Source organism: Halioglobus maricola (genome assembly GCF_009388985.1).
Lineage (GTDB): Bacteria > Pseudomonadota > Gammaproteobacteria > Pseudomonadales > Halieaceae > Halioglobus > Halioglobus maricola.
Genome location: NZ_CP036422.1, coordinates 3,013,521 through 3,033,881, shown reverse-complemented (window position 1 = coordinate 3,033,881; position 20,361 = coordinate 3,013,521). Strand labels below are relative to the sequence as shown.

The 20,361-nt window shown below is 56.3% G+C and carries 18 protein-coding genes; 15 read left to right on the top strand and 3 right to left on the bottom strand.

Features of this window, described 5'->3' with window-relative positions; all coding sequences use genetic code 11:
- The first annotated feature begins 1 nt into the window (after nt 1).
- From EY643_RS13805 to EY643_RS13795, 3 genes are read left to right on the top strand one after another with little or no spacing between them, the layout of a single operon-like run.
- Nucleotides 2–1,813, top strand: coding sequence for an arylsulfatase (locus tag EY643_RS13805; protein WP_240732707.1), 1,812 nt, complete (start codon nt 2–4; stop codon nt 1,811–1,813).
- A complete protein-coding gene (locus tag EY643_RS13800; RefSeq protein ID WP_153239783.1) occupies nt 1,810–2,937 on the top strand; it encodes a glutathione S-transferase N-terminal domain-containing protein in 1,128 nt (375 codons plus the stop codon). The genes EY643_RS13805 and EY643_RS13800 overlap by 4 nt, the downstream gene beginning before the upstream one ends.
- Before the next feature lie 25 nt (nt 2,938–2,962).
- Nucleotides 2,963–4,177, top strand: a complete 1,215-nt coding sequence (locus EY643_RS13795) for an acyl-CoA dehydrogenase family protein (protein ID WP_153239782.1) — start codon at nt 2,963–2,965, stop codon at nt 4,175–4,177.
- A 78-nt stretch (nt 4,178–4,255) separates the two neighbouring features.
- On the opposite strand, the gene EY643_RS13790 is transcribed toward EY643_RS13795, so the two are convergent.
- Complete coding sequence (locus tag EY643_RS13790; RefSeq protein WP_170287400.1) at nt 4,256–6,514, bottom strand: TonB-dependent receptor; 2,259 nt, start codon at nt 6,512–6,514, stop codon at nt 4,256–4,258.
- Nucleotides 6,515–6,688: 174 nt separating this feature from the next.
- On the opposite strand from EY643_RS13790, the gene EY643_RS13785 reads away from it, so the two are divergent.
- The 7 genes from EY643_RS13785 to EY643_RS13755 are packed head-to-tail and all read left to right on the top strand — an operon-like array spanning nt 6,689 to nt 13,609.
- A complete protein-coding gene (locus tag EY643_RS13785; RefSeq protein ID WP_153239780.1) occupies nt 6,689–7,702 on the top strand; it encodes a haloalkane dehalogenase in 1,014 nt (337 codons plus the stop codon).
- Nucleotides 7,703–7,718: 16 nt separating this feature from the next.
- Nucleotides 7,719–8,906: an acyl-CoA dehydrogenase family protein gene (locus EY643_RS13780; RefSeq protein WP_153239779.1), complete on the top strand. Its 1,188-nt coding sequence runs from the start codon at nt 7,719–7,721 to the stop codon at nt 8,904–8,906.
- 22 nt (nt 8,907–8,928) lie between these two features.
- Complete coding sequence (locus EY643_RS13775; protein WP_153239778.1) at nt 8,929–10,089, top strand: acyl-CoA dehydrogenase family protein; 1,161 nt, start codon at nt 8,929–8,931, stop codon at nt 10,087–10,089.
- Between the two features lie 14 nt (nt 10,090–10,103).
- Nucleotides 10,104–10,772 carry an enoyl-CoA hydratase/isomerase family protein gene (locus EY643_RS13770; RefSeq protein WP_153239777.1) on the top strand — a complete coding sequence of 223 codons (669 nt, stop codon included), beginning with the start codon at nt 10,104–10,106 and terminating at the stop codon, nt 10,770–10,772.
- 5 nt (nt 10,773–10,777) lie between these two features.
- Nucleotides 10,778–11,482 carry a hypothetical protein gene (locus EY643_RS13765; protein ID WP_153239776.1) on the top strand — a complete coding sequence of 235 codons (705 nt, stop codon included), beginning with the start codon at nt 10,778–10,780 and terminating at the stop codon, nt 11,480–11,482.
- A 57-nt stretch (nt 11,483–11,539) separates the two neighbouring features.
- The gene (locus EY643_RS13760) at nt 11,540–12,961 is read left to right on the top strand and encodes a DUF3336 domain-containing protein (RefSeq protein WP_153239775.1); all 1,422 of its coding nucleotides are present in this window, start codon (nt 11,540–11,542) and stop codon (nt 12,959–12,961) included.
- A gap of 27 nt (nt 12,962–12,988) precedes the next feature.
- Complete coding sequence (locus EY643_RS13755) at nt 12,989–13,609, top strand: hypothetical protein (protein ID WP_153239774.1); 621 nt, start codon at nt 12,989–12,991, stop codon at nt 13,607–13,609.
- On the opposite strand, the gene EY643_RS13750 is transcribed toward EY643_RS13755, so the two are convergent.
- Together EY643_RS13750 and EY643_RS13745 are read right to left on the bottom strand one after the other, a co-directional pair.
- The gene (locus EY643_RS13750; protein ID WP_153239773.1) at nt 13,596–14,234 is read right to left on the bottom strand and encodes a hypothetical protein; all 639 of its coding nucleotides are present in this window, start codon (nt 14,232–14,234) and stop codon (nt 13,596–13,598) included. The genes EY643_RS13755 and EY643_RS13750 overlap by 14 nt on opposite strands.
- Before the next feature lie 39 nt (nt 14,235–14,273).
- The gene (locus EY643_RS13745) at nt 14,274–15,317 is read right to left on the bottom strand and encodes a glutathione binding-like protein (protein ID WP_153239772.1); all 1,044 of its coding nucleotides are present in this window, start codon (nt 15,315–15,317) and stop codon (nt 14,274–14,276) included.
- A gap of 108 nt (nt 15,318–15,425) precedes the next feature.
- On the opposite strand from EY643_RS13745, the gene EY643_RS13740 reads away from it, so the two are divergent.
- The 5 genes from EY643_RS13740 to EY643_RS13720 all read left to right on the top strand — a co-directional run bounded on the left by EY643_RS13740 (nt 15,426) and on the right by EY643_RS13720 (nt 20,279).
- Nucleotides 15,426–16,466 (top strand): glutathione S-transferase N-terminal domain-containing protein, encoded by a 1,041-nt coding sequence (locus tag EY643_RS13740; protein ID WP_153239771.1) that lies wholly within the window; start codon nt 15,426–15,428, stop codon nt 16,464–16,466.
- Nucleotides 16,467–16,530: 64 nt separating this feature from the next.
- On the top strand, nt 16,531–17,478 hold the full coding sequence (locus EY643_RS13735; protein ID WP_153239770.1) for an NAD(P)H-dependent flavin oxidoreductase: 948 nt from the start codon (nt 16,531–16,533) through the stop codon (nt 17,476–17,478).
- A 66-nt stretch (nt 17,479–17,544) separates the two neighbouring features.
- Nucleotides 17,545–18,723: an acetyl-CoA C-acyltransferase gene (locus tag EY643_RS13730; RefSeq protein ID WP_153239769.1), complete on the top strand. Its 1,179-nt coding sequence runs from the start codon at nt 17,545–17,547 to the stop codon at nt 18,721–18,723.
- Between the two features lie 75 nt (nt 18,724–18,798).
- Nucleotides 18,799–19,089 carry a putative quinol monooxygenase gene (locus EY643_RS13725; RefSeq protein ID WP_153239768.1) on the top strand — a complete coding sequence of 97 codons (291 nt, stop codon included), beginning with the start codon at nt 18,799–18,801 and terminating at the stop codon, nt 19,087–19,089.
- A gap of 134 nt (nt 19,090–19,223) precedes the next feature.
- Nucleotides 19,224–20,279 carry a helix-turn-helix domain-containing protein gene (locus tag EY643_RS13720; RefSeq protein ID WP_153239767.1) on the top strand — a complete coding sequence of 352 codons (1,056 nt, stop codon included), beginning with the start codon at nt 19,224–19,226 and terminating at the stop codon, nt 20,277–20,279.
- The last annotated feature ends 82 nt before the right edge of the window (nt 20,280–20,361 follow it).

Genomic DNA, 20,361 nt, shown 5'->3' with positions numbered 1-20,361 from the left:
AGTGAGTTTTGCCGTTGCACGGTTGATGTTGTTGGTTGGTTCACTGGTCATAGCGGCGACCGCATTCGCGCAGAATGTGGAGCAATCTGTCGAGAATTCATCTGAGCCAGCAAGCCGTCCGAATATCGTATTTATTCTCGCCGATGACCTGGGCTTTACCGATATCGCCCCTTACGGCAGTGAGGTCAATACCCCAACGCTTACAGCGTTGGCGGAGCAGGGGGTGCGCTTCAGTAATTATCACACCGCTGCCAACTGTGCGCCGGCTCGCGCCATGTTGTTGACCGGCGTGGATAATCATCTGGCGGGGGTACCCAATATCCCAGAGATGCTTGCGCCGGAGCAGCGCGCCCACGCGCACTACCAGGGGGTGTTGGGCGACAACGTGGTCACTGTGGCTACGCTGCTCGAGGATTCCGGCTATCACACCTATATGGCGGGCAAGTGGCATCTGGGTTCAAGCCCGGAAAAACTCCCCAGCAAGCGCGGCTTCCAGCGCACGGTAGCGATGATGGATTCCGGTGCTGACAACTGGGAACAGCGCCCTTACCTGCCTCTCTATGACGAGGCCAACTGGTTCGCGGATGGCGAGCGTTATACGCTGCCGGACGATTTCTACTCTTCCCGGTTTCTGATCGACAAAACCATTGAGTTTATCGACAGCAATATCAATGACGGCCAGCCATTCTTCGCCTATGTGCCATTTATGGCGGTGCATATGCCTGTGCAGGCCCCGCAGGAATTTATCGACCGCTATATGGGGGTATATGACGCCGGCTGGGACGTGCTGCGACAGCAGCGCATGCAGCGCGCGATCGAGTTGGGGTTGGTGCCGGCGGATATTGCGATGACCCACATGTCGACAACGGGCGACTGGGACGCCCTGGAAGAGGAGCGCAAGCGCTACGAGGCCAAACGTATGGCGGTGTATGGTGCCATGATAGAAGCCATGGATTTCCACATCGGCCGCCTGGTGGCGTATCTCAAATCAAGCGGACAGTTTGAAAACACGATTTTTGTTTTTACCTCGGACAACGGTAGTGAGGGTAGTGGCCCTGCAGACCCGCAGGCATTTCCCGCCAGGCTGGGGCCGGCCCGAATGGGCTATCACACCGATTATGAACGTCTGGGCCTCAAGGGTAGTTACAACACGATCAGCCCCAGCTTTGCCAGCGCTGCTGCAAGCCCACTGTCTTTTTACAAATTTTACACGGGGGAGGGAGGCATGCGGGTCCCGCTGATCATTGCCGGTGAACCCCTGCCGCGGAAGCAGGTATTGAGCCAGGCGCTCGCGTGGGCCACGGATATTACGCCTACGATTCTGTCTTTGGCCGGTGTCGAGCCCCCCGGTACTCGCTATGCCGGTAAGCCGGTGCTGCCGATGATAGGCCGGGACCTCAGCCCCTTGCTTGAGGGTGATGTGGAGCGTGTTTACGGCGAGAATGATGCCATCGGCTATGAACTGACAGGGCATGCGGCTTTGTTCCAGGGTGATTACAAACTGGTGGTGAACCAGCCGCCCTTGGGTGATGGGCAGTGGCGCCTGTTCAATATCGCCGTGGATCCCGGTGAGGTAGTAGACCTTGCCGCTGACGAGCCGGTGGTGTTTCAGCGCATGCTCAGCCGCTACCAGCGCTATGCGCGTGATAACGGTGTTTTGCCATTGCCTGCGGGCTATACGCAGATTCGCCAGCTGGTAGCCAATACCCTGCAGCAACAGTATCGGGAGGGCTTCCTGTTGTTTTTGTTGACACTGCTGGTACTTACCCCATTTTATGTGGCTTACCGTATGAGAAGGAATAATCAAGCATGACCGATACCCACAGGCTATATGCGATCACCCATTCACTGTATTCAGGGCGGGCTCGTTCCTATCTAATCAAGCAAGGTATTCCCTTTCAGGAGCTGTCCACGGGTCACGAGAGCTTCAAAGCTGAAGTGCTCCCCAAGGGTAAACTGGCCACCATTCCTACCTTGGTCACGCCGTCCGGTGACGTGATACGTGACGGGGCTGCAATCATCGAACACTTCGAGGCGGCCAATGGTCGGCCGTCCCAGCCGGCGGGCCCTCGCCAGCAGATTATCAGCGCGCTGTTTGATGTGGTAGGTACCGATGGCTTATTGCGCCCGGCCATGCACTATCGCTGGAACTTTCCACAGGACAACCTTGATTTTGTTCGCTATCACTTCCTGTACTCACAACGGGATACGCCCCAGCGTGAGGAAAAAACCGAGGCCATGATGAATCGCATGCGTCACGCTGCAATGATTTTTGGTGTCACGGACCAGAGCCGGGACGTGGTCGAGAATCTTTATCTTGAATATATTCAGGCCTTGAACGCGCACTTTGAGCAGTATCCCTATTTGCTGGGTTGGCGGCCCTGTGTTGGTGACTTTGGACTACTTGCGCCGATGTACGCTCACCTTGGCCGCGACCCCCATCCCGCGCGAATGATGCAGCAGCGCGCCACGCGCGTTTACCGCTGGGTGGAGCGGATGAACCGGCCTGACCAGGATGCCCCGGAGTATTTCAACGCCGGGTCTGAGTTACTGGCGGACGATGAAGTGCCGGAAACGCTACTAGCGGTGCTGCGGGTGCTGGCAGAAGATTTTGTGCCGGAAACCCAGGCCGCCGCAAAATTCATCAACACCTGGTTGGCTGAGAATCAGCCCGAGGCCGGCGCACCCGCAGTGGGGCGCCTCGCGCAGGCGATGGGAACTGCCGAATTCACAGTCCGCGGCGAAACTATCGCGGCGCTGGCGCAGCCCTACCGTTTCTATTTGCTGCAGCGTGTGCAGGATATTTACGCACAGCTTGATAGCGCAGACCGCACCACAGTGGACGAAATGCTCGATGCCTGCAGCATGTCCGCGATCCTCAATACCACCCTGGACCGTCGAATCACCCGCTCGGACAACCTCGAGATCTGGGCTTAGAGAATTTTGCAAAAGGAGCAAGACAATGGGATTTGAAGTAAGCGACAAAGTTCGGGAGATTAACACCCGGCTGGAAGCGTTCATGCAGGAACACATCTATCCTCGTGAGCACGATTGGAATGAATTCACCCTGAACCAGGATAATCAGTGGCAGGTGCCTGACTGGTTTGATGGCCTGCGCGAAAAAGCCAAAGCCGAAGGCTTGTGGAACCTGTTTCTTCCACACGAGTACCAGCCCTGGAGCCCGGGTCTAACCAATATCGAAATTGCCCCACTGTTTGAAACCATGAGCAAGGTCATGTGGGCCCAGGCGGTTTTCAACTGCAATGCACCTGATCGCGGCAATATGGAAGTGCTGGCAAAGTACGGTACGGCAGAGCAGCAGGAGCAGTGGTTGGAGCCATTGCTTGCCGGAGAGATTCGTTCCGCCTATGCGATGACCGAGCCTCAAGTGGCATCTTCTGATGCCACCAATATGGAGCTGGAAATTAAGCGGGATGGCGACGAATACGTGCTCAATGGGCGCAAGTGGTGGACCACCAATGCTGTACAGGAGCGCTGCAAAATCATGTTGGTGATGGGACTGTCCAATCCAGAGGCTGAACGTCATCGTCGGCACTCCACTATTTTGGTGCCGCGCGACACACCGGGGATTACACTGGTGCGTCCGCTGCGGGTGTTCGACAGCTACCATTCGCCCGGTGGTGAGGCGGAATTCCTGTTTGAAGATGTGCGAGTGCCTGTAAGCAATATGATCAAGGGGGAGGGCTGTGGTTTTGAAATTGCCCAGGGCCGCCTTGGGCCAGGCCGTTTTCAGTACGCCATGACGCTTGTGGGCGCAGCGCAACGTTGCCTCGAGTTAATGTGCGCACGCGCAGAAGAGCGCGTCGCCTTTGGCGAAAAGCTCAGCAAGAAAACCAGCGTCCAGCATGAAATAGCACGCTGTCGCTGTGACATTGAGCAGGCCCGCCTGCTGGTGCTACAAGCGGCCGAGGTGATGGACAGAGAAGGCGTTAAAGCTGCCATGCCCTATATTTCCATGGTCAAGATTGTCGGGCCGCAGATGGCCCAGAATGTGGCCGATCGTGCCATGCAGGTGTTTGGTGGTATGGGCGTCTGCCAGGACACCATGATTCCCGATGTGTTTACTCATGCACGTTTTTGCCGTATCGCCGATGGCCCAGACGAAGTGCACATGTCCCAGTTGGCCAAGCTCACCATTCGTGAACTGACCGGCTAGAAGAAAAACTAAAAGGGGGCAGGCCACGATTTCGAATGTTCAGAAATCGTGGCCTGCCCCCTTTTTTTGCCCCGCTATTTAGAAGTCGTAGCGCAGGGTTGCACCGTAGGTTCTTGGTGGGGCGAGAAAGTAGGCGTCCATGTCGGTGATGGGGTAGGGCACAAGTGTCTGCACCGCATACTCTTCGTCGGTCAGGTTTTTGCCCCACACGCTAAGGTTCCAATTGTCATTGCGCCAGCCCAGGACCATGTTCAGGTTCTGTCGGTCCTGTACGTCCTTGTCTTCCAGTTGTGCAGCCGGGGCTGGATTTGTCGTGTGGTCATCCATGAAGCTGTAGTCACCGCGCAGATATACGCCGCCGTCCGCCAGGGGGAAGACAAGCGTTGCCGCGAGACTGCCACTGAGTTCTGCCGCATAGGCCAGATCCAGACCCTTGTCTGGCCCACCGGTAAATTCATACTTGTCCAGATACTGCAGGCCAAAGGTCACTGTCAGATTCTGCAATGGCAGGGCATCCATCTGGAAATCCAGGCCCGCGACTTCAGCCTCGCCCTGGTTGGATGTGAACTGCCCCAGGCCGCTTGCTGCCTGCTGGTTGGTCTGCATGTCTTCTATCTGGGTGAAGAATAGGGTGGAGTTGATCCGCAGACGCGAGTCCATCAGGGTTGTCTTGATGCCTAACTCGTAGCTGGTAGTTGATTCGTCGTCGAACTCCCGGTCTTCGGATTCACCGGCAACCCCGTTGAATCCACCGGACTTTGTGCCTGTAGAGGCGCTGGCAAAAAGCAGGGTGTCGAAATTCAGGTCGTAGCTCGCGCTTGCCAGCCAGTCGACGTTGTCACTGCTGCGATTGAAAGACTCATCAATCTCCGGGCGCGCTGAGGACAGGAGTGAGAAAGGAGGGAATATACCCTGTTGTGCCAGCAATGCGAGTATCGCGGGCGGAATGTTCTCTGGGTCCTGTGCCGTGAGTGCTGTCGATGTCACATCCACAAACAGGTCTGCGTCTTTTTCCTCGTCGCTCCATCGCAATCCGCCGGTGAGGTGCCAGTTATCACCGACATGCCAGGTCGCGCGGCCGAACACGGCCATGGTTTCTGTTTCGAAAACGCTGTCCTGATAGCTGTAATCTCCGGGGGCGACGATCAGCGGCAGTTGTGGGCCAAATATCTGTGCGCCGATCGCTACGTCAGAGCCGATTACGGAGGACAGCTCTCCTTCAAACTCACGGGTTTCCTGTTCGAAGTAATATACGCCTGCCATATAGTCGACGTTGTCGGTGCTGTTACTGAAGCGCAATTCCTGGGAGAAGCTGTCACCCGACTGGGGCTGGTCCAGCCAGGTTGTATCCAAGACAGAGCGGCTGGCTTCCTGGGAGGACTCAACTTCATAGTCATCCCACGCAGTGATGGACTCGATCTTCCCCCAGTCTGCGTCATAGTCAATGTGCAGTGATGCTGCGGTGGCCTCTTGCTCGAAGGGGCTGGGTACGTCCTGGGAGGTTTTGTGATCGAACGGATCATCTCCCAGGGGTGGCTGTCCGCGGTCGATGATCGCCTGGTCAGCTAGGGGGTCGTGAACTGAGTCTGGCGAACAGCAATTCATGTCGCGTTCCACTCTGCTCGCTTTGAGCAGAATAGCGAGTTCGTCAGTAGGCTCCCAGGCCACCTTGCCGACAACGTTCCATTCATCAGCGTCGTTGAGATCCGGGCCCGCGAGGTTCTCGAGATAGCCGTCTCGCTCGTGGTAATTGCCGGCAATGCGATAGGCCAGATTCTCGGCGATAGGGCCAGACGCTGAGCCGGTGAAGCGCTGCATGGAATAGTTTCCTGCCGTGGCTTCCAGGTGTCCTTCAGTCTCCTCGAAATTGGGAGACTTGGTGGTAATGCTGATGGCGCCGGCGTTGGTGTTCTTGCCGTACAAGGTGCCTTGTGGCCCTTGGAGGACCTCGATGCGTTCTATATCCACCAGATCTGATACCGCCAATCCGGAGCGATTGAGATAGACCCCATCGACAAATGTGCCCACGGAGGGCTCAAGGAAGGTGGAGCCAGTCGTGCCGATGCCACGTATTGTGACCCGGGTGCTGAACGGGCTGATATTGGCGTTGATGTTCAGAGAGGGGGTCAAAATCGCCACATCGCCGGCATCGCGAATATTGGCTTCCAGGATGGTGTCTTCACTGAATGCGGTTACGGTGACAGCGATGTCCTGCAGGCTTTCAGCTTTCTTAGTAGCGGTAACGATCACTTCTTCAAGTGTGGCCGTTTGGCCGAATGCGCCCGCGCCATAGATAGCCAGGGCGAGGCCGGATACTAGAGGCTTTAACTTGGACATGGTGATACTCCTTTGAAGATTATTATCTTGTAATGGCACTACTTGTGTCATAAAGTATCGGCATAAGATATGTTGAAACGTCCAGAAAATCAAGCGATGATGAGATGAGTTTCGAGATTAATAACTAGGCAAAAGTGATTTTGCTGAACCAACAACAAGGAGTTCTTTCGGACAATGCAAGCCAGACGTACACCCGACGAGCGATTCGATAATCTGCCCGGTTATCCCTTCAATCCCAACTACCTGCAGGTAGATGACACCGAAGGGGGTGAGCTGCGCATTCACTATCTGGATGAGGGAGCGCCTGATGGTGATGTAGTCCTGTTGCTGCACGGCCAGCCCGCCTGGAGCTATCTTTACCGGCATATGATTCCTCCGTTGGTTGCGGCTGGTTTTCGCGTTATCGCCCCTGACCTCGTTGGCTTTGGACGCTCGGACAAGCCTGTCCGGCTAGAGGACTACACCTACGCCCGTCATGTGGCCTGGATGAGCGACTGGTTAGCCCAGTTGGATCTCACCGGCATAACAGTGTTCTTACAGGACTGGGGCAGCCTGATTGGCCTGCGCCTGGTGGCGGCATTCCCGGAGCGATTTTCCGGCGTAGTGTTGTCCAATGGGGGGTTGCCCGCCGGGCCAATACCTGATGAGTTCGCGGGGCCTGCCAGAGAAACCTATAAGACCCTGCCCGTGGTGAAGGCGGCGGAACTGGAAGCGTGTTTTCGCGGCAATTATGAAGGTGGCCCTCCTGGGGTTCCGGGGTTCCTTTACTGGCGCAAGTTCTGCGCTGAAAGCCCGGAAATAGTGCGCCCGGGTGATCCAATCGACCTTATTGGGAATGCCGCACCGCTCACCGAGCTTGAAAAGGAGGCCTTTAACGCGCCTTACCCCGACGAGTCCTACCTGGCGGGGGCTCGCCGCTTTCCGTCACTCGTGCCTCTGTTCGCAGACGAACCGGAAGTCGCTGAAAACAAAATCGCGTGGAAAGTGCTCAAACAGTTCGACAAGCCCTTTCTGTGTGCTTTCGCCGATGATGACCCGGTGACAGCCGGCATGGAGCAACCGTTTCTGGATTCCGTGCCCGGTTGTCAGGGGGTCGATCATAGAACCATAGGCCCCGCCGGTCACTTCCCGCAACAGGACCAGCCCGAACAATGTGTGAAGGCCATTCTGGATGTCACTGGCCGCTAATGAATAGGAGATAACCGTGGATACAAGATTTAGCGACGAAGAGCTCGCATTTCAGGCGGAGGTCCGCCAGTTTTTTGCCGATACCCTTGATGATGACTTACGCGCCCAGCTCGAGGGTGCGGAGGCATCGCCCAATCTTAAAGCTGCGATGCTCGAATATCAGCGCCGCCTTAATGCCAGGGGCTGGATGGCCCCTGGCTGGCCGGTTGAGTACGGAGGTCAGGACTGGAGCATGACCCAGCACTTTATCTTTAATGCCGAGCGTGGCAAGGCAGGGGCGCCCGCACCGATTCCCTTCGGCGTGACCATGGTGGCACCGGTGATTTACACCTATGGCAGTGCAGAGCAAAAGGCACGCTTCTTACCGCGTATCCTCAACAGTGACGACTGGTGGTGTCAGGGCTATTCAGAGCCGGGTGCCGGCTCCGACCTTGCATCGCTGCAGTGTAAGGCGGAAAGAGACGGCGACGAGTACGTAGTCAGCGGCAGCAAAATATGGACATCGTTCGCCCAGGCTGCGGACTGGATTTTCTGCCTGGTGCGCACCGACAACAGTGGCCGGAAGCAGGAAGGCATCAGCTTCCTTCTGGTCGATATGAACACCCCTGGCGTGACTGTAAGCCCGATCGACACCATCGACGGTATTTACCACCTGAATGAAGTGCACTTCGACAACGCTCGGGTGCCAGTGAGCAACCGTATCGGCGAAGAGGGCAAGGGCTGGACCTATGCCAAGTCACTCCTAGTGCACGAGAGGCTGTCTATCGCTGAGGTAGCTGAATCGAAGCGCAACCTGGCACAGCTGCGAGAATTGGCTCGCGACGAGGTCAACGGCGGACAATCGTTACTCGATGACCCGGTGTTCGCAAATCGCCTGGCAGAGGTAGAGATAGACCTGATGGCACTGGAGTTTACCGAGTTGCGTGTGCTGGCAGCCGCTGCGGAGGGTGGGATGCCCGGGCCGGAGTCCTCGTTGTTGAAGCTGCAAGGCACAACCATCCAGAAGACGTTACAGGAACTGCGCATGGACGTGGCCGGCTACTACAGCCAGACACAGCAGGGGGATTTGAGTTCGTCGCAGCTAGGCCATGACTTTGCCGACGTTGCACAGAAGCTGTACTTCCGCGGGCGCGCATCCTCCATTTATGGTGGTTCCGATGAAGTGCAGAAAAACGTCACCGCAAAGCATGTACTGGGCCTGTAGGCTGATCGTCAGGAGATAAGCAATGAATTTTAATCTTACCGAAGAACAGACCATGATCCAGGATAGCGTGGCACGCTTCGTCCAGGATAATTACGCTTTTGACCAACGCAACGCGACGGTAGCGTTACAGCATGGTTTCAGTGCTGAGCACTGGCAGAAGTTCGCGGAACTGGGCTGGTTGTCCATTCCTTTCGCTGAGGAGTATGGCGGCTTTGGAGGTGGTCCGGTAGATACTATGGTGATCATGCAGGAGTTCGGTCGAGGCCTGGTATCGGAGCCCTTCCTGCCGACAGTATTGTTGTTTGGCGGTCTACTGCAAGCCGGTGCCAATGCTGAGTTAACGAATGAGCTGATTCCGCAGATTATTGCCGGCGAGCTGCAGGGCTCCTTCGCCTTCGTTGAACGTCAGAGCCGGTACTCTATGAGTGATGTGAAAACCCGCGCCCGGCAGGATGGCGTGAGCTGGGTGCTCAATGGGGAAAAAACGGTCGTGCTCAATGGCAGCGCTGCGCAGAAACTGGTGGTTCTAGCGCGTACATCCGGTGAGCAATCTGACGAAAGTGGTCTGAGTCTGTTCCTCGTCGACGCTTTTGCAGAAGGAGTGAACACAACGGCTTACCGTATGACTGATGGCCGTGAAGCGGCAAACATCACCCTGGACAATGTCACCGCTGAAGCGGTGATCGGTGGCCCGGGAGAGGGCTACAGCCTGATGAGGCCTGTGGTAGACCGGGCCATGCTCGCCGTTGCAGCCGATGCCCTGGGGGCGATGGAGTCCCTCAATACCCAGACGCTGGATTACCTGAAAACCCGCAAGCAGTTCGGCACCCATATCGGCTCGTTCCAGGCACTACAGCACCGCATGGTGGACATGTTCGCTGCCTGCGAAAACACCAAATCCCTGCTCTATCGAGCGGTTTGCGCACTGGAAGCAGGCGATGAGGACGCACAGCGCAGTTTGCTGGCGCTGAAAGTCATGGTAGGTCGTGCTGGTCGCAAGATCGGCGGTGAGGGCATTCAGATGCACGGCGGCATGGGTATGACCGAGGAACTCTCTGTGGGCTCCTACGTTAAGCGCCTGATGATCGCCAACACCCTGTTCGGCGATGCCGATTACCAACAGCAGTGCTTTGCTGCCCTGGTAAACGCCTCCGAGCAACCAGCCGCCGCCGTGGCCGCTTGAAAACAGGAATTACAATGATCGACTACGAAAAGGTAGGTGAACTCCACCTGGTGACCATGAACGACGGTGCCAATACGATCTGCCCTGAGTGGCATCAGCGCATGCTGGAAATTCTGGATACGGTGGAGGCAGACTGTGGCCAGGGCACATCGCTGGTGCTGACGGGGGTCGACAAGTTTTTCTGTAGTGGCCTCAATCTGGAAAAGCTGATGACGCTATCGCCCGAGCAAATGGGCCCGTTTGGACGGCGTATGGCCGAGATCCACCAGCGTTTCCTGATTCTTCCATGTCCAACGGTAGCAGCTGTTAACGGCCATGCGTTTGCCGGAGGTGCATTTATGGCTTTGTCCTGCGACTATCGCATCATGCGTGAGGATAAGGGCTGGTTCTGTATCTCAGAGGTGGATGTGGGCGTGCCCATTCCCCCCGCTATGATGGGTATTTTGCAAGGCAAGCTGCCAGCCAATACTGCTCGCGATGCCTTGCTCACCGGTAAGCGCTATACCGCCGTTGAGGGGATGGCGGCAGGTATCGTCGATAGCAAGGCATCGGCCGAAACATTGCTGGACCAGGCAAAAGCGCTGGCAAATAAGTTGGCCACCAAGGAGCCAGGCATTTTCAAAACCCTGAAGCAAACGTGGTTTGGCCCCATGGCTGACGCTCTTGTTGCAGAGGCCGGGTAACTGAAATGCTCAAGAAAATACTTATCGCGCTTGTCGTGGTGCCGCTCTGTCTGTTCCTGTTTCTGTTCTGGCTGGGCTACTTTTCGTCGCGGCCGCCATTGACGACAGACCCGGCCACCCTGGCAGGTGATGGCAGTACCCTTGATTACTGTGATCTGCCGGAACTCGACGGCAGCGGCATGCGGGCGGTGGAAATACCCAAGGGTAATACGCCGGGCTGCGGCTACGCACATTTTCCGCTGCCGATTCTGGCCCAATGTACCGAGCCTTTGACAGAGGGCGCTGATGATATCCGGGGCCTGTGGATCGGCGTGGAGGGTGGCCATGTAGGGCACGTCGAGCGGGTAGAGCAGTGCGGCAGCCGTGTCGTAGTAACTTCAAGCGGGCTTATTCACGACTATGGCCCCAACAGCACGGCGGGCCTAAATACTGACGATACCGAGGGTTCGGTGCTCTTCACCGTTGGCGATAACGAGTACTGCATGCGCACGTCAGCCAGTATGATCTGGAATAACGGGGTGCTGGATTTCCACCCCTTTGGTTGGGGTCCGGTAGTGGTCAAGCGCTATATGCAGGGCGACCAACTGGTGTGGGAGTATGCCGACGGCAGTACTACCCATATGGACAGAATCTGCACATTGCCCGAGGCATATAAAGTGCCCCAACTCCGCGGCATGCGAGCTGCGTTTTTCAGCAGAGAGGGTGCATAATGTCTTTGCTGACAGTAGAAGTTATCGACTAACGTGATGGATGTATAGGGAAGCCAAATGGGTATAGCGACGCAGTTCCAAGCCAAACGAGCGCTGAGAGGTGCGGGCAGCTATCAGGAGTGGCGCGAAGCTGCAGAGGCTTACGACAAGCGCCAGGGTCTGGACCGCTGGCGCCGGAGTGATCACAGTCGACAATACGATTACGTCTCCATTCGAACCCGCCTTGATCGCCTGCGCAGTCTCAAGGCCCGGCACGATCATCGCGGCTTGCTGTATACCTTGAACGAGGGCATACACGGCAATATGGGGGGGATGGGCCGGGCGGGTCTTTACGGGCATGCGCTCTCTGGCACCAAGCTAGTTATTGAGGATTACATCGAGGAGATTGTCCATACTCTTGAACACCTCTCCGGCGAAGATACCGGAGATATAAGCCCCGAAGAAAAACTCGATTTCTTCCGGCGGGCCAGTCATTGTTTTGGCCACACTGCATTTATGATGAGCGGCTCCGGCTCTCTGCTGTATTTTCACATGGGCGTTGCGCGGGCGCTGCAAGAGGCTGACCTGCTTCCTGCTGTGATGTCGGGTTCCAGTGGCGGTTCTATTGTAGGGAGCATTGTCTGCAGTCACACGGACGACGAGTTGCGCGAAATCATGGAGCCCGAGGTGTTTCTCGAAAGAATGCCTGACGCTTCCAAGCGCCCGGGAACTACCGATCAGGCGGATATAGAGGAGAGCCTGAGGCAGTATTTACCCGATGATATGACCTTTCAGAAGGCCTTTGAGAAAACCGGCAGGGCGATGAATGTCTCTATCGCTCCGGCGGAAACGCACCAGACATCCCGTCTTCTTAATGCCACGACCTCGCCCTCTGTGCTGATGCGCAGTGCCGTACTCGCTTCTGCCGCGGTGCCCGGGATATACCCGCCCGTGACCCTGCAGGCATTGGATGACGACGGGTATATCAAGAGCTATTTGCCGTCGCGTCGCTGGGTAGATGGTTCAGTCAGTGACGACATGCCCGCCAAGCGTTTGGCGCGTTTGTACGGGGTTAATCATTATATCGTCAGCCAAACCAACCCTCATGTGCTGCCATTTGTGAGTGACGGACATCGCAAGCAAACCACCCTTGGGCTGCTTCAGAACGCGAGCCGTCGCACCACTCGTGAATGGTTTAACGCGGTCACTACGATCCTCGATCGAGCGGACAAGAAGAATGGTCCAATCACCCAGGCCACCAGCCTGATGCGATCAATCATAAACCAGGACTACGTGGGTGATATCAATATTCTGCCGGACTATCGCTTGATCAACCCCCGTTCTCTGCTCGGCTTCCCCGGGGAGAAACAGGTACTCAAGTTGGTCGCCTCGGGCGAGCGCAGTACCTGGCCAAAACTGGAGATGATTCGGCAGCAAACTCGGATCAGTCGTACGCTGCGGGAGATACTGCAGCGTCACGAACAAAACCTTGTCGTCTAAATAACAGCTAAAAGGGGGCACGGCCTTGTGATCACAGCAATCTGGATGGTAGCTCTGGCGATATACCTGGCATTTCGGCTCTGGTATGACGGCCTGCGCAAGCCTCTCTCTGTCGCGGAGGTTGAGAAATACACTCGGCTGCTTGAACAGAGTGAGGAACTTGATGCCACTGACCTCGCCGTGATGAAGAAATTTCTCGAAAAGGACGACGGCAGGGAATTCATCATGGTGAACTTACTGCAGTTCAATGCCTCGCCGATCAAGCACCCCGACACGGGGCAGGATGCGCGAGCCGATGCCGTACTGCAGGAATACTTCAGGCCCTTCATGGGGCGAGTCGTTCGCCGTGCTGGGCATCCCGTAATCACGAGTCGCGCTGTGGGCGGCTATCTGGACGGATGGAATACGCCATCCGATCCCGGTTGGCATGCGGCGGGTCTGATTCGATATCGCTCTCGGCGCGACTTCGTTGAACTGTCGTTTGCGAGTTCGAGTTTCCAGGATATTCACAAGTACAAGATTGCTGCATTGCAGCAGACGTTCGCTTTTCCAGCGCAGTCTCAGGTGAACTTGTACGCCTCTCCGCGGGTAACAGTCGCTATGGTCCTGGCCCTTGCTGCGATGATCTTACAGCTCATTCTTTCGTAGCGTTCCTGGACATCCTGATGCTGTCCAGTAGCGCGGTGAATGCGAGTAATACAAGCCCTAGCAGCAGCCTTGGGTCACCGAGATAGACGTTGGTTTCCGTTGGATAAGCGATAGTTTTTTCCAGTGCGGCTGTCTTGAAGTGGTGCTTTCCATTGAAGGCAGGATTGGTCACGATCTCCAGGAAAGTGCGGCGGCTGCGATAGCGAAACAGTGCCGCCTGGTCCCAGTTTTCCGCACCTTCGATACCCACCAGATCCAGGGCGGGATAGACAGCGGCACCGATAAATACCGGGTGACTGGCGCGGGAAAGTAGCGCGGGTATCATATGCTCCATATAGCGAGCCATGAGGTCTGAGGCGTTTTCGCCAGGTTCCGCGCCTTCGACATCGGGGGGGCTCTCGTTCATATCGATATTGTTGACCATGAGGAACTGGCGGCCGCTGTCCTGGCGTGCGAACTTCTCAATGAAGGCGACGACTTCGGGGTCGCTGCCGTTGCTTTTCATAGTCGCGACGAATTGATCAACTTCGGCGTCGTTCAGCGGGCCGCCAAAGTCGGTGTACCAGTAAACAAACAGTGCATAGAGCAGTGCAGGTACAAGCCAGAGTTTGATGCGAGTGGACATGGATTATTTCCTGTGCGTTGGAGATGGCGGTAGTCGGGGCTAGTTCAGGTAGTGTTCCAGGATACCGCGTCCGGCGAACAGCGTTAGTACACCGGGGTCTTGCGCGCCACCTGAGCGCTGAAGTTCGTCCTGTACGTGCAGCCTGGCCAGGTTGAGGCGCCGCTGGGTGCGCGCCCGGATAGTGCCAAAGCCGGATTCGTACTCGTAGTATTTTTCACCCGCCAGGCCCGCCGTGATGTTGGCTCTGGCAGACGGGTAGTAGCTCTCCTGAAGGTAATCCAGAACGACGTGCAGGGTAGCCGGAACCTTGTCGCCCGAGGGCCAGGGCACAAGCTCGCCTTGCCAGTCGCTGTAAAAACGTTCGGTATATTTATGCAGCATCTCGCTGTGTTCCCCCAGCCAACTTTTAGGCTCGGGGTCGCAGATAAAGTGAGCCTTGCTGGCTCCCGCCAGGGCAAAGTCTGCCAGGCAGGGTCTGTCACCCAGTAAAAAATCGTTGCTGGCGAAGTGTGTGGCAAGAGCGTCCAGCATGTTCTTGAAGTCACCCTGGACTGCTTCAGCCTGGTCCGGTCCTACACCATTTGTCTCGCAAACGCCCTGGCCGAACCCTTGATGCATCATGGGGCCAATGGGGGCGAGCTGTGTCAGCTCTTCAGCAGAAAACGGTTGGTCGACAGAGCGGTCCAGCATCAAGTTAGCACCAAATCGGGGGCCAACCCAGGCGACGTTGTCTGGATAACACCAGCGGGAGTGCACGCAGACGCGGCCCAGCCAGTGGTTGAAGGCGTCCTCCAGGACATAGCAACAGATGCGCTGCAGGGCCGTTTCCGGTACGACAGAGCGCTGGTCAAAGCGGTCGCTGAGCATAGGTCCTATGGCGATGGTGTCGTGAATCAACCACTTGTCAGGAGTTATCAGCAGAGGGATAAAGTGCGTGTTGGCGCGTTTTTCCACCTCGCCCTTACGCTCTTCAGTCTTGAACACATAGCGCCACGGTATCTGCTGGAAGCGGAGCTGTGCTTCCAGTTTGCGGGTGAAAAAGCTCATCTCGCTACCCACCAGCTGGTACTCGCCTGTATACATGTCACTGTCCCCCAGTTCTTCAGTCAAGGTTTACATAATGACATTATATGTGTCAATATCGATGCCGATTTGCCGGCGACAGATGGCACCGCAACAAGGAGTATTACTATGGCCTCACAAGAACCCATTAAGCTGGTGGGTGGTACCGCCTCACCCTACACCCGGAAGATGGTGGCCCTGCTGCGCTATCGGCGCGTTCCTTACGCCATAGGCTGGGGGCAGCCTGAGCAGGCCTGTGATGCCCTTGGAGTAGAGAAGCCCAGGCCGACTTTTCATCCCACGTTCTTTTTTGAGGAGGGAGGCGAAACAAGGGCTGAGTGTGACTCCACGCCTATCATTCGCAAGCTCGAGACCATGTACCCCGGTCGCACTGTACTCCCGCCTGACCCTGCGTTAGCGTTTATTGATTACCTGATCGAGGATTTTGCCGACGAGTGGTGCACCAAGTTTATGTTCCACTATCGTTGGTATCCTGAGATCGATGCGGACAACGCTGGCACGCTGTTACCGCTTGGTATTGACTTGAGCGTCTCTCAGGAAAACCATGCGCACTTCAAGCAATTTTTCGCGGAGCGCCAGATTGGTCGTCTTCACGTAGTAGGTTCCAATGACACTACCGCTCCTGTTATTGACGCCAGTTATCGTCGTTTCCTGGCGGCGATGGAAAATCACCTGGCCAACCAGCCTTTTATGCTGGGTGGCCGCCCGGGTGCCGGTGACTTTGGACTACATGGCCAACTTACCCAACTGGTCGGTTTCGACCCCACACCCAGGGCCATTGCCCACGAAGTGTCGCCCCGCACTGTTGCCTGGGTAGACCTGATGGAAGACCAGAGTGGTCTGGAGCCGAAGAATTCAGATTGGATTGCGCTCGAGGATCAGCCAGACAGCCTGCGCGGCCTGATGGCAGAGATTGGCCGTGTCTACGCGCCCGCGCAGATAGCTAATGCACGTGCTGTTCAGGCGGGGGAGAAAACCTGGGAAGCTGAGATTGACGGAGCGCCATGGGTCCAGCAGACCTTCCCTTACCAGGCCAAGTGTCTCAAATGGACCAATGAACGCTACCAGTCGCTCAGCGAAGACGATCGCGCGCGCGTGGATGCGCTGCTGCAGGGTTCCGGGGTAGAGATGATGCTGGCCACTGCGTGAGCACGGTCGGTTTTCAGATAGAGAAAATTAAAAAAACCAGTTAGTGAGAAAATAGGAGTTATCCATGGCGGAAAAGCCAGTAAGGAATCGAGTGACCGCAATGACGGGCACCGACTATCCCATCATTCAAGCACCGATGGGCTGGATCGCACGGTCCCAGTTGGCTGCTGCTGTCAGTAACGCGGGTGGGCTGGGTGTTATCGAAACTGCATCAGGCGAGTTCGATAACATCCGCGCTGAGGTTGCAAAAATGCGCGACCTTACCGACAAACCCTTTGGCATGAATGTGGCGCTGTCCTACGTCAAGGGCACCAACATTATCGACTTTGTCATAGAGCAGGGTATCAAGTTCGTCACTACTTCGTCGGGCAGCCCGAATGTGTGCACCAAGGCCTTCCAGGAAGCAGGCATAAAAGTTTTTCACGTGGTGCCGACACTGGATATGGCCCTCAAGGCCATCGACTACGGCGTGGATGGCCTGGTGGTAGAAGGTGGAGAGGGTGGCGGCTTCAAGAATCCGAGCCCCGTATCCAGCATGGTGCTGTTGCCGCTGATTCGCTCGAGGGTTGATGTGCCGATTATCGCCGCAGGAGGTATCTGTGACGGTGTTTCCATGGCCGGTGCTTTTGCCATGGGCGCAGAGGGTGTGCAGATGGGCACTCGTATGCTCAGTTGTGCCGATTCCCCGGTTCACAACAACTGGAAGCAGGCCGTCGTTGATGCCAAGGAAACCGACACGGTGTTTCTCAACCAGGCGTCGCGTCCAGCCTTGCGTGCATTGCGCACTGAGCGCACTGATGGCTTGCTGCCACTCGGCAAATTCAATGTGATGGAGCAAATGGCGGGCATCCCGGAGTTGTACTTTGGTGGTGACATGGAGGCAGCGATACCGCTCTCGGGCCAGGTGGTCGGACGAATCGATGCGGTGAAGAGCGCCGAGGAGATACTCCAGGAGACCATGGCGGGATTCTATGCCTCTGTGGACCGTCTGGCTTCTAGCTATACTGCTTGAAGAAATTGCGGTCAGTCCCCTCATTTACCCCTGGATAGTGAAACTCGAATTCAAAGGAGAAAACACATGAAAGAAGCAGTAATTGTATCGACAGCAAGAACACCCATCGCCAAGGCCTACCGGGGCGGCTTCAATAATCTGGGTGGCGCATCACTGGGCGCCGCCTCTGTCGCTGAGGCAGTCAGGCGTGCCGGTATCGAACCCGGCGAGGTGGAAGATGTGATCATGGGCAGCGCTCTGCAACAGGGCGCCACGGGTTCCAATGTCGCTCGCCAGATTGCTTTGCGCGCAGGTTTGCCGGTGACCACCTCCGGCATGACTCTTGATCGTCAGTGTTCGTCAGGTCTGATGGCAGTGGCAACTGCCGCCAAGCAGGTGATGTATGACGGTATGGATGTGGTTGTGGGTGGTGGTCTCGATTCTATTTCCCTGGTGCAGAACGAGCACATGAACCTGCATCGCATGGTAGATGAGGAACTGATGGCCATGCATCCGAATATCCACATGCCAATGCTGCAGACAGCGGAGGTCGTGGCGAGCCGTTACAACGTCTCGCGTCAGGCAATGGACGAGTATGGTTTGCAGTCGCAACAACGTACGGCTGCAGCCTATGAAGCGGGCAAGTATGACGATGAATTGGTGGCGGTCACCTGCAAGCGCACCGTATGGAATAAAGAAACCGGCGAAGCATCTGAGGTGGAAGCGACTGTCGAGCGTGACGAGGGTCTGCGTGCGACGACGATAGAAGGCCTGGCGGGCCTCAAGACTGTCATAGACGGCGGTACCATTACAGCGGGAAATGCTTCACAGCTCTCGGACGGTTCCTCGGCGCAGGTCGTTATGGATGCAAAGCTGGCCGAACAGAGAGGACTTGAGCCTCTGGGTATCTACCGGGGTATTGCCGTGGCAGGTCTGGAACCCGATGAGATGGGTATTGGGCCGGTATATGCGGTACCCAAGCTGCTCAAGCAGCACGGTCTGTCCGTGGGTGATATCGGCCTGTGGGAGCTGAACGAGGCATTTGCCGTGCAGGTAATACACTGCCGCGACCAACTGGGTATCGACAACGACAAGCTCAACGTCAACGGCGGTGCGATTTCTATCGGTCACCCCTACGGTATGAGCGGCTCGCGCATGATTGGTCACGCTCTGATCGAGGGAAAACGTCGCGGCGTTAAATACGTGGTAATTACCATGTGCGTGGGCGGCGGTATGGGTGCAGCGGGCCTGTTTGAGGTTGCCTGAGTCCAGGAAGAGAAGCGTTGGGACATCTCACGGGGTGAGCCCAGCGCTGGTTTCTAGAAAAACAGGAGAACCACAATGGCTTTAGGTTTGATTGCAACAATCACGGTCCAAGAAGGTAAGAACGCAGAGTTTGAGCAGATATTTTTGAGTTTGACTGAACAGGTGCGAGCCAACGAACCTGGTAATATTATCTATGCCTTGCATCGGAGTAAGGCCGACCGTCAGATATACAAGGTCCTGGAACAGTACGATAGTGCCGAAGCCCTGGATGCGCATGGCAAGGCGGACTATTTTCGCGACGCCAATAAGGTTTTGGCCGCGCTCGTGGCAGGCCCCCCCGAAATAGAAATCCTCGACGCCGTATAAACGCTGTAAACCCCGGCAACTGAGCAGCCCATAGGCCTGACTCAGTTGCTGGTTTCTATCCCCGCCTCGGCAGGAATATGCCGGTTTTTTCCGTATACTGACTCGCTACAACTACGGAAAATCATTAGCCCTAAATGCTGATCACCTGGACAAACGTCCTGCAGATATTGCTGGTTGTGTTGGGCAGCCTGCTCGGATACTACCTGCACAGTACACGGCGCAACCGCGCCATGACGGTGTTCCTGTTTGCGCTGGTTGTGCACAACCTGTTGCGTCTTGTTGCGGACCTTGTCGCGAGTGAGTATGTGCAGGCCGTCGCAAACAGCTTGCGGTTCTTCTACGCGCCGCTGGTGTATTTCGCCACTTGTGAGTTGCTCTATCGGGACTTTCGCTACCGTCCAATTCAACTATTGCACCTGCTTCCCTTTGCGGGGGTACTGGTATGGCGTCTCATTGTGCCAGAGGAGGGTGGCACGCTGGCGCCGCTGCTCGGTCTGTTGATGATTGCTTACATTGCTGCCAGCTTCCATCTGGTGGCGCGCTTCAAGCAGATTATTGCGCGCACGCGCTCGACCGGGGAGCCCGAGGGGCTGCGCTGGCTGGAGCGAATACTTTATGCCTTCAGTGCGTTGATAGTGCTGGAGTTACTGCGTTCAGCGCTGGGTTTCGTTTTGTCGCCCCAGCGCATGGCGCTGGGACATGCACTGTTTCTTGTGGGAGTCTGTCTTGCGCTGGCCTATCTTGTACTGCAGGGGATGCGGCGCCCGGCGCTGTTGCCAGCGGTTGATACTGGTGAGCAGGCCCTGGGCCTGGATACCTCTGTATCAAGCGAGGACAGACCATCCGACCCGGCGCTTGCTGAGCGCCTTGCGGAGTTTATGGCAGTTGAAAAACCTTACCTCAATCCGCAACTGGCTGTGAGCGACCTGGCCAGCGACCTCGGCGTGCCCGGCCGTGCGCTCTCTGAAGTCATCAATGATGTCTACAAGTGCAATTTTTCCGAATTTATCAATCGAGCGCGTGTAGAAGAGGCTCGCACGCTCATTGCCTCACCGGGCCAGCAGGGTTCCTCACTGTTGGATGTTGGCCTGGGGGTGGGTTTCAACTCCAAAACTTCCTTCAATGTCATGTTCAAGCGATATACGGGGTTGACGCCATCTGCCTACCGCAAGCAGAGGCAATCTGCTTGAGATCTACCTCGTTTTTCTTAGAAAATCCTTAAGTCGTTGTTATATATAAGAATATAAATCGTTCAGAATCGCGTTCGTGAAC